Below are 14721 nucleotides of genomic sequence, written 5' to 3'. Positions count from 1 at the left end.
CAAGCAAGTCCGTGCTCCAGATCCAGCGGCTCGCCGCGCAAACGGTCGCAAATGTAATATCAGGCACCAGTCTTAACGTGGCGCTCGATTCGGTCTGGCGCCGGAATCGACACCTGACTACCCCCGATCGCGGTGCCATCCAGGATATCTGCTACGGGACGCTGCGGTATCTTGGAAAGCTCACGGCGGTGCTCGACCAGCTCGCTACAAAACCGATAGCCAGTCCCGAATTGCGGATCTTGCTGCTGACGGTGCTCTATCAACTCGAGTACAGTGACGCCGCGCCATACGCAGTGGTCGATCACGCGGTCGAATGCGCCGTGCAACTCGGCGGCGAACATGTCAGGTCTTTTGCCAATGCGGTGCTGCGCAACTATCAGCGCCGGCGTGAAGTCTTGCTGGCGAATGCCGAACTACTCGACGAGGGACGTTTCTCCTATCCCGATTGGTGGGTAGACAGGCTGAGACGCGACTTCGGTCCGGATGCCGAGCGCATTCTGGAGATCGGTAACCGCCATCCGCCCATGACGCTGCGGACAAACGTCAGGCGTGGCAGCGTGAGTGACTATTTGCAGCGGTTGCGGCAGGCTGGACTCGAGGTGCGCAGACTCGATAACGGCGCGCTTCTGCTGGCGCGACCGATGCCGGTCGATCGATTGCCCGGATTTGGAGATGGCGCGGCTTCAGTTCAGGATGCCGGCGCGCAATTCGCGGCGACGTTGCTGGGTGTCAGAGACGGTATGCGCGTACTCGATGCATGCTCGGCACCGGGCGGCAAAACAGCACATATTCTGGAACTGGCAGATGTCGAGATGGTGGCACTCGATGCGGATGCCGTGCGGTTGCAGCGCGTGGGGTCGAATCTCGAACGTCTTGGGCTGAGTGCGCGGCTGCAAGCTGCGGATGCGGCCGTGCCGGATGCTTGGTGGGACGGTAAACAATTCGAACGGGTGCTGCTCGACGCACCCTGCTCCGCTTCCGGAGTCGTGCGGCGGCACCCGGATATCAAATGGCTCAGGAGACCCTCGGACATCGCCGGATTTGCCGCGCAGCAGCAGCGACTGCTGGAAGCACTGTGGAAGGTCGTCGCCCGTGGTGGTAAATTGCTTTACGTGACCTGTTCGATTTTCAGCGAAGAGGATCACGAGACGATAGGCAGTTTTGCGGCGCGCCACCCCGACGCGCGCATTCTGGGAGGAATGCCGGGACGCGACGGTTTACTGCTCCCGGACGACGAGCACGATGGTTTTTATTACGCCCTCCTCCAGAAAGACTGATTTTTTGCGCTGGCTGCTGGCACTGTGCGTGTTCTGGTGCAGTACGGTGTTCGCGGCTACCGAAGGCATCCACGTCAAGTTCGCAGAGATCTCGCAGAACGGCGGCGACTACTATCTTGAAGCGAATTTCGAGGTCGAACTGACCCATACGCTCGAGGATGCGCTCAACAAAGGCCTGCCGCTGCATTTCATCTTGGAGTTCGAGCTGATCCGGCCGCGCTGGTACACGCTCTATCTCTGGAACAAGTCGGTACTCGAATTCGAGCAGCACTATCGGCTTTCCTATAACGCGCTTACCCGCCAGTACCGATTGTCACTGGGTGCCCTCCATCAGAATTTCGACACGCTCAATGATGCGCTTGCGCTGATGGGTCGCCTGCGGCCGCGTTTCTTGGCGGATGCCGACATGTTGGATCAGGGCAAGGTCTACGAAGCGGCAATTCGCATGCGGTTCGACGTTTCGCAACTGCCCAAGCCGTTCCAGATAAACGCGCTGGCCTCACGCGACTGGAATCTTGCTTCGGAATGGTTCCGCTGGACGCTGACTCGATGAATCTGGCCCGCATCGTCAGACGCTCGCTGCTGAGCCGGGGAATGCAGTTTCTGATCGCGCTCGTCCTCACGCTCGGCGCGGTGATGCTCTATCTGCTGTCCGGTGCCAGTGCCAACACGCCGTGGTTTTCCAGCGATTTGCCGTTGCTGCTGGCGCTCGGGGTCGGTGTCGTCCTGATCCTCATGCTGGTTGTTGGCTACCAGTTGTTGTTGCTGCGAAGGCGGCTCAACGCGCGCGTATTCGGTTCCAAGCTGACGCTGCGGCTGGTGTTGCTGTTCGCGCTGGTTGCAGTGTTACCCGGAGCGCTGGTCTACGCAGTGTCCGTGCAATTCCTTTCGCGATCCATCGAATCCTGGTTCGACGTGCGGGTGGAAAAAGCACTCGAAGGCGGCCTGAGCCTGGGGCGCGTGAATCTGGACAACATGCTGAAGGATTTGCGGCGCAAGGCGGAATCGATGACGCTGGTGCTGTCGGAGCGCGCGACACCGCGCCAGCTGGCGACGCTGAACACCCTGCGCGAACAGGCGGCAGTGAACGAAGCGACGCTCTTGCGCACCGACGGCTCGGTGATCGCGTTTTCGAGCGCGGATTCGACCAGCCTTGTACCGGAATTGCCATCGCCGTCCGTAGTTCGCAGGGTTCGCATGCAGCAGCCCTACAGTGCGATCGAAGCGCTCGGCGAAGGCGGCCTGCAGTTGCGCGTTCTGGTACCAGTCAACGATGTGACGGGGGCGACATTGCTGTTACAACTGATTCAGCCGGTGCCGCCGGCGCTGGCGCGCGACGCCCAGACCGTGCAGGAGATCTACCGCGACTACCAGGAATTGTCGCTGTCGCGGCTCGGGTTGAAACGGTTGTATGCCTTAACGCTCACGCTGTCGCTGCTGCTGGCACTGCTTTCCGCGCTTCTGCTGGCTATCCTGTTCAGCGGGCGGTTGTCCGCGCCCCTGGGTGTGCTCGCCGCCGGTACGCGCGCCGTCGCGCAAGGCGATTTCAGCCAGCGTCATACGGTAAAGTCCCATGACGAACTGGGATTGCTGACCGAATCCTTCAACATCATGACCATGCAACTCGCGGATGCCCAGGCCGACGCGCAGCGCAATCAGGAACAGGTTGCCGCTGCCAAGGCGTACCTGGAAAGCGTGCTCGGCAACCTCTCGGCGGGCGTAATGTCGTTCGATGCCGAATTCCGGTTGCGCTCGGCCAACCGCAGTGCGGAGCAGATTCTCGGCGTCGACGTCGGCGACTTGATTTCCACACATCCGAATGAGTGGGCGGACCGCGAGCCGCGGCTGGCCGCGGTCGGCAACGCCGTACGGGAAGCGTTAGTGAAAGCGCGCGACGAACCTTGGGAAACACAGGTGGAATTATCCGGCGCTGCCGGCCAGCAGGTGTTGCTTTTGCGCGGATCCAGGCTCTCCGCCAGCGCGCAAACCGGCATGGTGCTGGTGTTCGACGACATCACCCGGATGCGGCAGGCGCAACGTCTTGCCGCATGGGGAGAAGTGGCGCAACGGCTGGCGCACGAAATCAAGAATCCACTGACCCCGATCCAGCTGTCGGCGGAGCGCCTGCAACATCGTCTCGCCGACAAGCTCCCCAGTCAGGAAGCTGAAATTCTGAAACGCTCGACGCAGACTATCGTCAATCAAGTGGCGGCGCTCAAGGCGATGGTGGATGCATTCAGCCTGTATGCCCGCTCGCCCGTGCCGGACTTGCAGCCGCTCGATTTGAACCTGTTGACGCGCGAAGTGATGGGACTGTACGAGTCGTCTCGCTCGGCGATGCAGCTGGAGCTTGCCGCAAATCTTCCTCTGGTTTCGGGCGATACCGCCAAGCTGCGACAGGTCATCCACAACCTGCTGCAGAACGCCGAGCAAGCGGTGTCCGATGTGGCGGGGCCGCGCATCGTCGTGCGAACCGAAGCGATAGACGCGGGCGTGCAGCTCACCATGCGCGACAATGGACCCGGCTTCCCCGAGGCGCTGATAAGCCGTGTATTCGAACCTTACGTCACTACCAAGTCCAGGGGCACCGGACTCGGTCTGGCCATCGTCAAGAAGATTGTTGAAGAGCACAACGGCACGATCGCCGTCGCCAACGATCCGTCGGGCGGTGCGAGCGTGACGATCAATCTGCCGAGTGCGCGGGTCGCGGTAGCCGAGTTGCGAATCAACAGGCAGGCGGGAAGATGAGCCAGATACTGGTTGTGGACGACGAAGTCGGGATACGCGAGTTGCTATCGGAAATCCTGCGCGACGAAGGACACCAGGTCCGGCTGGCGCAGAACGCGGGCGAGGCGCGCCAGATCCGCGTCCGCGTCCGGCCGGACCTGGTGCTGCTCGACATCTGGATGCCTGACACCGATGGCATCACGCTGCTCAAGGAGTGGGCCAGCACCGGCCTGCTGACCATGCCAGTGGTCATGATGTCGGGTCACGGCACCATCGATACTGCCGTCGAGGCCACCCGCATCGGTGCGTACGCGTTTCTGGAAAAGCCGATCGCGTTGCAGAAGCTGCTGAGCACGGTGGGCACCGCGCTCAGGCAGGGGACGCTCAAGAGCAATGCACTTGCGGTGCCGGCTACGGTCGGCAAATCGAGGGCGGTCGAGCAGTTGCGCACGCAACTCGAACGGCTGCGCACATTGAAATCGTCAGCCCTGTTTGTCGGTGAGCCTGGCGCGGGAATGGAACAATGCGCGCGGCTGCTGCACCAACTCAACACACCGTGGGTGGCCCCGGAGGATTTTTCAGCATTCGATCAGATGGAGACCAACCTGGTCGGCCAGGCATCGGAGGGCATCCTGTTTTTGCGCGAAGTCGGAGAAATGACGCGTGCCCAGCAAAAAAACCTGCTCAACCAGACGCTGAAACTGGAGCGTTACAACACGCGAATGCTTTCCTCGAGCTCCACGGACCTCGCGGAACTGGTGGCAAAAGGCGCGTTTGAACCCAGGCTATACGCAATTCTGGCTGGCGTAATACTGCGCCTGCCCGGGTTGCGCGAACGTGCCGAGGACGTGCCCGAACTCGCCAATCTCGTACTATCGCGTGCAATCGAGTCGAAGGAGGCACCGACGCGCAGCTTCAACACGGCCGCGCTGAATGCGCTGCGCAATTACCACTGGCCCGGGAACCTGGTGCAGCTGGAAAGCGTCGTCAAGACCGTCGCGCAACTGGCACTTGGCGGCGAAATCGGTGTGGCCGATGTAACCAACGCACTGGCGACCCTGGAAGCGCCGCTGCCGAGCCCGGCGCAGACGTTGCCGCTGGATCGCGAATTGCGCGAGGCGCGCGATGCCTTCGAGCGCGTCTATTTCGAATACCATCTGAGCCGGGAAGGCGGAAACATGAGCCGGGTCGCCGAACGCGTAGGCCTGGAACGCACCCACCTGTATCGCAAGTTGAAGCAACTCGGCGTCAAGCTTCCACGTCGCGCCGAGGAATAATCCAAGCCGTCCTCGGCTACTATAGCGTCGTATTCCATCCCGGGCTCCCGGGGTTTTTTCTGTTCTCCAAAGGAAGACATGGCAACCAGGACCGAACTTGCCAACGCCATCCGCGCACTGGCGATGGATGCAGTACAAAAAGCCAACTCCGGCCATCCGGGCATGCCAATGGGCATGGCCGAAATCGCCGAGGTGTTATGGAATCACCATCTACGGCACAACCCGGCTAATACGAAGTGGGCGGATCGCGACCGCTTCGTGCTTTCCAACGGTCACGGCTCCATGTTGTTGTATGCGTTGTTGCATCTCACCGGTTATGCATTGCCCATGGATGAGATCAAACGCTTCCGGCAGTTGCATTCGATGACGCCTGGACATCCGGAACTCGGCATGACACCCGGCGTGGAAACGACTACGGGGCCGCTCGGCCAAGGCACAAGCAACGCGGTGGGCATGGCGCTCGCCGAAAAATTGCTGGCCGCGGAATTCAACCGCCCCGGACACAACATCGTCAATCATCATACCTATGTCTTCCTCGGCGACGGCTGCCTGATGGAAGGCATTTCGCACGAAGCGTGTTCGCTGGCCGGTACGCTCGGCCTGGGCAAGCTGATCGCGTTTTACGACGATAACGGCATCTCGATCGATGGCCATGTCGACGGCTGGTTTACCGACGACACGCCGAAACGTTTCGAGGCTTACGGCTGGCATGTGCTGCGCAATGTCGACGGCCACGATGTGGATGCCGTCAATGCCGCGATCGAAACGAGCAAAAAGACGGCCGACAAGCCAAGCCTGATCTGCTGCAAGACCATCATCGGCAAGGGTTCCCCCAACAAGGCCGGCAGTCACGACAGCCACGGTGCCGCGTTGGGAGAAAAGGAAGTCGCAGCGACCCGCCGGAATATCGGCTGGGATCATGCGCCGTTCGAAATCCCGGCCGATGTCTACGCGGGATGGGACGCACGGGGCAAAGGGGCGGCGCGGGAAGCGGATTGGAATGCCAGGTTCGCCGCATACTCGAAGACTTTCCCGAAGGAAGCAGCCGAGTTTTCGCGCCGCATGTCGGCCGAGCTGCCGCAGAACTGGCGCCAGCACGCAGAGGGTTTCCTCGCCAAGGTCAACGAGAAGGCCGAGACGATCGCCAGCCGCAAAGCATCGCAAAATACGATCGAAGCGCTGGCACCGGTGCTGCCCGAACTCATCGGCGGTTCGGCCGATCTGGCCGGCTCGAATCTGACGCTGTGGTCGGGATCGAAAGGCGTCGGCAAAGGCAGTGGCGGCAACTATGTTTACTATGGCGTGCGCGAGTTCGGCATGTCCGCGATCATGAACGGCATGACGCTGCACGGCGGGCTGATTCCCTACGGCGGGACCTTCCTCACATTCTCGGACTATTCGCGAAATGCTCTACGCATGGCGGCGCTGATGAAGATTCGCACGCTGTTCGTGTTCACCCACGATTCCATCGGCCTGGGCGAAGACGGACCCACGCACCAGTCGGTCGAGCATGCAGCCAGTCTGCGCCTGATCCCGAACATGGACGTCTGGCGACCTTGCGATTCGGTGGAATCTGCGGTGGCGTGGATAGCCGCGATCGAGCGCCGGGACGGACCGGCGTGCCTGCTGTTCTCGCGTCAGAACCTTCCTTGCCAGGCGCGCGATGCCGAACGTATCAAACAGATTGCGCGCGGCGGTTACGTGCTCTCGGATGCCGCGAGTGCAAAAGCAATCATCATCGCGACCGGATCCGAAGTTTCGCTGGCTATGGCCGCGCAGAAGTTGCTGGCCGACGCCGGTGTTGCAGTGAGAGTCGTGTCGATGCCGAGTACGAACGTGTTCGACCGCCAGGAGGCACAATATCGCGAAGCGGTGCTGCCCAAGGGCGTGAAGCGCGTCGCAGTGGAAGCCGGCGTGACGGACTTCTGGCGCAAGTACGTTGGGCTTGAGGGTGCGGTGGTCGGACTCGATCGCTTCGGTGAATCGGCGCCCGCGGGTGAACTGTTCAAATTCTTCGGCATCACCGCCGAAGCCGTCGCGGACGCGGTGAAACGTTTGATCTGAAGAACGTTTCGTCGCTGGTCGCGCGGCGGCCGTTGAGGACAAGCCATGCAAGACGCCATGCGGTTGGTCGTTGATATCGGCGGCACCAATGCGCGGCTTGCGCTGGTCGCCGCAGGTTCGTTGCAACCACAACACGAGAAGACGGTGCGCTGCGCCGATTTCGAAGGACTGGAGCAAGCCGTGCGCCGCTATCTGCAGGAAAACGGCAATCCGGCGGTGCGCGAAGCTGCAATGGATGTCGCCACGGGCATTACCGGTGATTTCGTGCGGCTTACGAATGGGCCGTGGGGATTTTCCATCGAGCAGATCCGTCGCAATCTGGGGCTCGACCGGCTGCAGGTCGTCAACGACTTCACCGCACTCGCGTTGGCGGTGCCGATCCTGCGTCCGGATGAACTGCAGCAGATTGGTGGTGGAGCGGCGGTTCCAGCAACGCCGATTGCGGTCATCGGTCCGGGCACCGGCCTCGGTGTTTCCGGATTGGTCCCCGTCGGCAACGGCTGGGTCGCGTTGCAGGGCGAAGGCGGTCATACCGCGTTCGGTCCGATGAACGAGAAAGAGATCGGCGTGTTGCGCTGGCTGCAACAGCAGTACGATCATGTATCCACGGAACGCGTGGTCAGCGGCATGGGACTGGAAAATCTCTACCGGGCGTTATGCGCATTGGAAGGCGTGGAAGCGCAATCTCTCGGCCCGGATAAAATTACAGCGGCGGCGTTGTCCAGCAGCGATGCCCGGTGCGCGGAAGCCGTGGAAATGTTCTGTGCAATCCTCGGCACCGCCGCTGCGAACCTGGTGGTCACGCTGGGCGCGCGTGCCGGTTGCTATATCGGCGGCGGCATTGTACCAAGGCTCGGGGATTACTTCGCCCGCTCGCCGTTTCGCGCCCGTTTCGAAACAAAAGGAAGGTTTTCCAGCTATGTTGCGGCGGTGCCGACCTACGTGATTCTTGCACAGACGCCTGCACTACGCGGTCTCGCCACGCTTTTTCACGACGCACGATAAAACCATGAACGGATTGATCGACGGCATCGGCCTGATTGCCGGATTGCTGACCACGACGGCTTTCATACCGCAGGTATTGAAGATTTACCGGACCAAATCCGGCAAGGACATTTCGGCAAGGATGATTTCCCTGTTCACCACCGGCCTCGTGCTCTGGTTGATCTACGGCATCCTTTTGCGGTCCCTGCCGCTGATCCTTTCCAACGTGGTTACGCTGGTGCTGTCGCTGGCCATCATCGCGCTCAAGATCCGGTATCGCGACCCGCAGAGAAGGGACAACGGGGACGCCTGATGTCGATCGACGCGTATTTCATATTCCGGGATCGGGATCGAACAACGCCGCATTGGAAGGATCCGTCGTCAGTGTTCTCGATTGGATTGCTGCGCAGATATGCTGCAGCCGACCCTGCAGCATACCCGTCATCGCATCGGGTCATGGCTGTGATCGGCGCTCCGAGTACAGTAAAATCCAGGTTTAATCGGGAGACTCGCCAATGACTGTTCGCGTTGCAATAAACGGCTATGGCCGGATCGGCCGCAACATCCTGCGGGCGCACTACGAAGGTGGAAAGAAGCATGACATTCAGATCGTTGCGATCAACGACCTCGGCGACGCGAAAATCAATGCCCATCTGACCAAATACGACACCGCCCATGGCACGTTCCCAGGCACCGTGGCGGTCGACGGCGACTATCTGGTCATCAACGGCGACAAGATCAAAGTCTGCGCCCAGCGCAATCCTGCCGAGCTGCCCTGGAAGGACCTCGGCGTGGATGTGGTGCTCGAGTGCACTGGATTGTTTACCAGCAAGGCCAAGGCCGGCGCCCACCTGACGGCCGGAGCGAAGAAGGTCATCATTTCCGCGCCTGGCGACAAGGACGTCGACGCCACGGTGGTCTACGGCGTGAATCACGGCACCCTGAAAGCCGCGCATACGGTGATCTCCAACGCCAGTTGTACGACCAATTGCCTGGCGCCCCTGGTCAAGGCGTTGCATGATCGCATCGGCGTGGTCAACGGCTTGATGACCACGATTCATGCGTACACCAACGATCAGGTGCTGACCGATGTGTATCACACCGATCTGCGCCGCGCGCGTTCCGCGACCATGTCCATGATTCCAACCAAAACCGGCGCGGCTGCGGCGGTCGGTCTCGTGCTCCCGGAGTTGAACGGCAAGCTGGACGGTTTTGCGATGCGCGTTCCGACCATCAATGTGTCCATCGTCGATCTTTCCTTCGTGGCCAAGCGGGCGACCACTGTAGAAGAAGTCAACAACGCGGTGAAGCAGGCTTCCGAAGCCGAACTCAAGGGTATTCTCGAATACAACAAGGATCCCCTGGTCTCGGTGGACTTCAACCACAACCCGGCGTCGTCCGTGTTCGACTCGACGCTGACCAAAGTTTCGGAAGGAACCCTCGTCAAGGTATGCTCCTGGTACGACAACGAGTGGGGTTTCAGCAATCGCATGCTCGATACCACGGTTGCGTTTGTGAACGCGAAATAATACGGAAACGGTTTTCCGCTGGAGGGCACGGAGACGAGAAGGCCGGCAGGACCAGGCCTTGTTCTCTGTGCCCTCTCGCGTTCCTGAATACTTGTGCGGATTGAATTGATGCCATGACTATCCTGCGGATGACCGATCTCGACCTGCGCGGCAAACGCGTGTTCATTCGCGCCGACCTGAACGTTCCGCAGGACGATGCCGGCAACATTACCGACGACACCCGTATTCGCGCTTCCGTCCCGGCGTTGCGCCATGCGCTCAAGGCCGGCGCCGCGGTCATGGCGACTTCGCATCTAGGTCGACCGACCGAAGGCGAATTCAAACCCGAGGATTCGCTGGCGCCAGTCGCGCAGCGTCTGTCCGAACTGCTCGACATGCCGGTGCCGCTGAAGGCGCACTGGGTCGCTGGCGTGGACGTCAAACCCGGCCAGGTCGTGTTGCTGGAAAACTGTCGCGTCAACAAGGGCGAAAAGAAAAACGACGACGCGCTGGCGAGAAAAATGGCCGCGCTCTGCGATGTCTACGTGAACGATGCGTTCGGCACGGCGCACCGTGCGGAAGCGACTACCCACGGCATCGCCAAATATGCGCCGGTCGCGTGCGCCGGGCCGCTCATGGCGGCGGAACTCGACGCACTGGGCAAGGCTTTACGCGATCCCAAACGCCCGCTGGTGGCGATCGTCGCCGGCTCGAAGGTGTCCACGAAGCTCACCATCCTCGGCGAACTGGCGAAAAAAGTGGACCAGCTGATCGTCGGCGGGGGAATCGCGAATACGTTCATGCTTGCCTGCGGTCTGTCGATCGGCAAATCGCTGGCCGAGGCCGATCTTGTCGGCGAAGCCAGGAACATCATGGCCATCATCGAAGCGAAAGGCGGCGGTGTGCCGATCCCTGTGGATGTGGTTTGCGCCAAGGAATTCTCGGCAGATGCCAAGGCAATGGTGAAAGATGCGAAAGAGGTCGCAGCCGACGATCTGATCCTGGACATCGGGCCGAGGACGGCTTCGCAACTCGCTGGTATTCTCGGCAAGGCCGGCACCATCGTCTGGAATGGCCCGGTCGGCGTGTTCGAATTCGAGCGCTTCGGCGAGGGTACGAAGACACTCGCGAAGGCGATTGCCGGTTCGGCGGCATTCTCGATCGCCGGCGGTGGTGATACCGTCGCTGCCATCGCGAAATACGGAATCGAAAACAAGATCGGCTACATTTCCACGGGAGGCGGAGCTTTCCTCGAATTCCTCGAAGGTAAAAAACTGCCTGCCGTGGACATCCTCGAGGCGCGGGCCGCTGGCCAGGGCGGGGGACACTGAAATCATGCAAAGAAGCACGAAAATCGTGGCAACCCTCGGCCCGGCTTCCAGCGATCGCGATGTTCTTATGCGCATGATCGCAGGGGGTGTCGACGTGGTCCGCATGAATTTCTCCCACGGAACCAAGGAGGAACATCTCGCGCGCACGGAGATGGTGCGCGATGTCGCGCGCTCTCTTGAACGCACGGTCGGCATCATGTGCGACCTGCAGGGGCCGAAAATCCGCATCGGAAAATTCGAAACCGGCAGGATCATCCTTAACAAGGGCGACACGTTCACGCTGGATGCGGATTGCGCGATAGGCGATCAGCAGCACGTCGGCCTCGACTATAAGGAACTGCCGCGCGACGTGGCTCCCGGTGCCGTGCTATTGCTCGACGACGGCCGGCTGGTGCTCGACGTGCAAAAAGTACAAGGTGCCCGCATTACCACCACAGTTCGCGTCGGCGGCGTCTTGTCGAACAACAAGGGCATTAACCGCCAGGGAGGCGGACTGACCGCTCCAGCGCTGACCGCCAAGGACATGGAGGATATCAAGACCTCCGTGACAATGAAGGCCGATTTCCTCGCGGTATCGTTTCCCAAGAGCGGTGCCGATATGTACATGGCCAGGGAACTGATGCGTGCCGCCGGCGGCCGTTCGATACTGATTGCCAAGATTGAACGCACCGAAGCCATCGTGGCGATGGACGAAATTCTGGATTCCTGCGACGGCATCATGGTTGCGCGCGGCGACCTCGCGGTGGAAGTCGGCGACGCTGCAGTGCCAGCGCTGCAGAAGCGCATGATTCGCACGGCGCGTGAGCGCAACAAGCTCACAATCACCGCCACACAGATGATGGAATCGATGATCGCGAGTCCGGTGCCGACGCGGGCGGAAGTATCCGACGTGGCGAATGCCGTTCTCGATGGTACCGATGCGGTCATGCTCTCCGCTGAAACGGCGAGCGGAAAATATCCGGTGGAAACCGTCGAGTCGATGGCACGCATCTGCCTCGAAGCCGATAAATCCGCCGATTTCACGCTTGACCGGGAATTCCTCAATCGCGTATTCACGCGCGTCGATCAGTCCATCGCCATGGCGGCGCTGTTCACGGCTTACCATCTGAAGGTCAAGGCGATCGCCGCGTTGACGCAATCGGGTTCGACGGCGCTGTGGATTTCGCGGCTCAACTGCGGCGTGCCGATCTACGCACTGACGCCGGAAATCTCGACCCGCTATCGCCTGAGCCTGTTCCGCGACGTCTATCCGCTGATGATCAAGTATGTCGGCCACGACCGCGACCATTTGTTGCAGGAAGCGGAAGATCAGTTGGTTGCCGCCGGCTTGGTGCAGAAGGGCGATCTGATCGTCATCGCATTCGGCGAACCGATTGGTTCCCCCGGCGGTACCAACACCATGAAGATCGTCAAGGTCGGTGAAAGCCGCAAGCCCTGAAGGCCGTAGTCAACTGATCGCGTAAGCGGGGATTTAGAGGAATGCCGACAAAAACCAGGACCGCGCGTTACACCCTTTTCGGCCTGGAGGTGGTCGAGAACATCGGCTTGATCATCATCGGCATCGCCACCGTCGTCGCCGGTTACCATGAAGTGGCGCTGATGGTGGACAACGGCAAAGTGACGCTGGCCGATCTGCTGCTGATGTTCCTGTATCTGGAAGTGCTCACCATGGTCGGGCTGTACTACAACTCCGGCAAACTGCCGGTGCGCTTTCCGCTGTACATCGCCATGGTTGCGCTGGCGCGCTATCTCATTCTCGACATTAAGGAGCTCGATGTCTAGCGCATGCTGGCGGTATCTGGCTCGGTCCTTTTGATCTCGGTGGCAGTTCTCGTGATCCGCTTTGGCCATGTGCGTTTCCCGTATTCGGAAGATGCGGTACGCCCGGGAAGCAGCGAGCAGCCGGGATTTCACAAGGAATGACACAGGCTCGATAGGCGCTGGTTCTGCCCGATCGGCAATCGTGAGTTCAATTCAGTTTTTACTGGTGCGGGAGAAATCATGGCAATCAATAAAACGTCCAGGCGCAAAGGCGCACCCGCGGTCGCGATTCTCATGGGGAGCAGCAACGACTGGGACGTGATGCAGCACGGCGCGAGGCAATTGAAGGATTTTGGTGTGTCTTACGAAGCGCGTGTCCTCTCCGCGCACCGCACGCCGGAACTGCTTGCCGAGTATGTTGAACAATGTATTTCCGGCGGAACGCGATGCTTCATTGCCGGTGCCGGCGGCGCCGCGCATCTGGCCGGCGTGGTCGCGGCCCTGACAACCTTGCCGGTACTGGCCGTGCCAATCCCCTCCAAACACCTTGGAGGGCTGGACTCGCTACTGTCCATGGTGCAAATGCCAAAGGGGATCCCGGTTGCGACGTTCGCCATCGGCGATGCGGGCTCGGCCAATGCCGGACTGTTCGCGGTGGCGATGCTGGCCATGAGCGATGAAAAGCTTGGCCGCCGGCTGCAAGCCTTCCGCGTCAAGCAAGCCGATGCGGTAAAGGCAGCGAAACTGCCCGAGTTATCCTGAAGTTCGTCCGCAGAACGATGAAATGAGCACGAACAAGCCGCTGCACGAAACCAGTCTCGCGTCGCTCAAGTTCCTGCATCGCGGGAAAGTACGCGATCTCTACGAAGTCGACGCCGAGCGCATGCTGATCATTCAGACCGACCGGCTTTCCGCCTTCGACGTCATCCTGCCTACCCCGATACCCGGGAAAGGGCGCGTGTTGACCGCCATGTCGAATTTCTGGTTCCGGAAATTGCGGCACGTGATTCCGAACCATCTTCTCGACGTGGCGCCGGAGTCCGTGGTCGTGGCGGGAGAGCGTGAGCAGGTCGAAGGCAGGGCATTCGTGGTACGGAAGCTCAAACCGCTGCCGATCGAAGCGATCGTGCGCGGTTACATCACGGGTTCGGGCTGGAAGGATTATCACAAAACCCAGATGATTTGCGGCATACCGTTGCCAGCAGGCCTGAAGGAGGCGCAGCAGTTGCCGCAGCCCTTATTCACGCCGTCGACAAAAGCGGCGATCGGCGCCCACGACGAGAACATTTCCTTCGCGGAAATGGAAAAAATTATCGCTCCCAAGCTTGCTGCGCAAGTGCGTGACAAGACGATCCAGCTGTATTCCGAGGCCGCAGCGTACGCCGCGACGCGGGGCATCATCATCGCGGATACCAAGTTCGAGTTCGGTCAGGACAACGCCGGCAAGCTTTATCTGATCGACGAAGCCCTGACCCCGGACTCGTCGCGCTTCTGGCCAAGAGACCAGTACCGCGTCGGCACCAGCCCGCCTTCGTTCGACAAGCAGTTCGTGCGCGACTGGCTGGAAGCAAAGAAATGGAACAAGCAGCCACCGGCACCGGCCCTGCCTGCCGATGTACTGCGGAAAACCGGTGAAAAATACCAAGAAGCGCTCAAACTCCTTACCGAATAGAGCAACGCTAACCGCAGCAGCTTCAGCCGTAGGTGTTTCACCTTAAGGCGCTGAGGACGCAGAGTAGTGTATCTTCGAAAGCTGTTATTCAGCGCACAGATGTTGAAGATGAAAATCCCT

The 14721-nt window shown here is 60.4% G+C and carries 12 protein-coding genes and 1 pseudogene; all 13 read left to right on the top strand.

Going from position 1 to position 14721, the window contains the following annotated elements:
• Positions 1 to 11: 11 nt before the first annotated feature.
• Positions 12 to 1277 (top strand): 16S rRNA (cytosine(967)-C(5))-methyltransferase RsmB, encoded by a 1266-nt coding sequence (gene rsmB, locus HY067_12200; protein ID MBI3528718.1) that lies wholly within the window; start codon positions 12 to 14, stop codon positions 1275 to 1277.
• Between the two features lie 4 nt (positions 1278 to 1281).
• Positions 1282 to 1830 (top strand): DUF4390 domain-containing protein, encoded by a 549-nt coding sequence (locus HY067_12195; protein ID MBI3528717.1) that lies wholly within the window; start codon positions 1282 to 1284, stop codon positions 1828 to 1830.
• 41 nt (positions 1831 to 1871) lie between these two features.
• The gene (locus tag HY067_12190) at positions 1872 to 4025 is read left to right on the top strand and encodes a HAMP domain-containing protein (protein ID MBI3528716.1); all 2154 of its coding nucleotides are present in this window, start codon (positions 1872 to 1874) and stop codon (positions 4023 to 4025) included.
• Positions 4022 to 5281 carry a sigma-54-dependent Fis family transcriptional regulator gene (locus HY067_12185; GenBank protein ID MBI3528715.1) on the top strand — a complete coding sequence of 420 codons (1260 nt, stop codon included), beginning with the start codon at positions 4022 to 4024 and terminating at the stop codon, positions 5279 to 5281. The genes HY067_12190 and HY067_12185 overlap by 4 nt, the downstream gene beginning before the upstream one ends.
• Before the next feature lie 78 nt (positions 5282 to 5359).
• A complete protein-coding gene (gene tkt / locus HY067_12180; GenBank protein MBI3528714.1) occupies positions 5360 to 7345 on the top strand; it encodes a transketolase in 1986 nt (661 codons plus the stop codon).
• Positions 7346 to 7390: 45 nt separating this feature from the next.
• Positions 7391 to 8350: a glucokinase gene (locus HY067_12175; GenBank protein MBI3528713.1), complete on the top strand. Its 960-nt coding sequence runs from the start codon at positions 7391 to 7393 to the stop codon at positions 8348 to 8350.
• Positions 8351 to 8354: 4 nt separating this feature from the next.
• Positions 8355 to 8642: a SemiSWEET transporter gene (locus HY067_12170; protein MBI3528712.1), complete on the top strand. Its 288-nt coding sequence runs from the start codon at positions 8355 to 8357 to the stop codon at positions 8640 to 8642.
• A gap of 202 nt (positions 8643 to 8844) precedes the next feature.
• The gene (gene gap, locus HY067_12165; GenBank protein ID MBI3528711.1) at positions 8845 to 9858 is read left to right on the top strand and encodes a type I glyceraldehyde-3-phosphate dehydrogenase; all 1014 of its coding nucleotides are present in this window, start codon (positions 8845 to 8847) and stop codon (positions 9856 to 9858) included.
• Positions 9859 to 9971: 113 nt separating this feature from the next.
• Positions 9972 to 11168, top strand: a complete 1197-nt coding sequence (locus HY067_12160; protein MBI3528710.1) for a phosphoglycerate kinase — start codon at positions 9972 to 9974, stop codon at positions 11166 to 11168.
• Positions 11169 to 11172: 4 nt separating this feature from the next.
• Positions 11173 to 12606, top strand: a complete 1434-nt coding sequence (gene pyk, locus HY067_12155; protein MBI3528709.1) for a pyruvate kinase — start codon at positions 11173 to 11175, stop codon at positions 12604 to 12606.
• A gap of 41 nt (positions 12607 to 12647) precedes the next feature.
• A pseudogene (locus tag HY067_12150) lies at positions 12648 to 13091 on the top strand (phosphate-starvation-inducible PsiE family protein).
• A 132-nt stretch (positions 13092 to 13223) separates the two neighbouring features.
• Entirely contained in the window at positions 13224 to 13691 is a 468-nt protein-coding gene (gene purE, locus HY067_12145; protein ID MBI3528708.1) for a 5-(carboxyamino)imidazole ribonucleotide mutase, read from the top strand.
• A 22-nt stretch (positions 13692 to 13713) separates the two neighbouring features.
• A complete protein-coding gene (locus tag HY067_12140; GenBank protein MBI3528707.1) occupies positions 13714 to 14601 on the top strand; it encodes a phosphoribosylaminoimidazolesuccinocarboxamide synthase in 888 nt (295 codons plus the stop codon).
• Positions 14602 to 14721: the final 120 nt, after the last annotated feature.

This window comes from Betaproteobacteria bacterium (assembly GCA_016194905.1).
Classification (GTDB): Bacteria; Pseudomonadota; Gammaproteobacteria; order Burkholderiales; family JACQAP01; genus JACQAP01.
The sequence above is the reverse complement of the archived record's forward strand: the minus strand, read 5'-3'. Positions and strand labels throughout refer to the sequence as shown.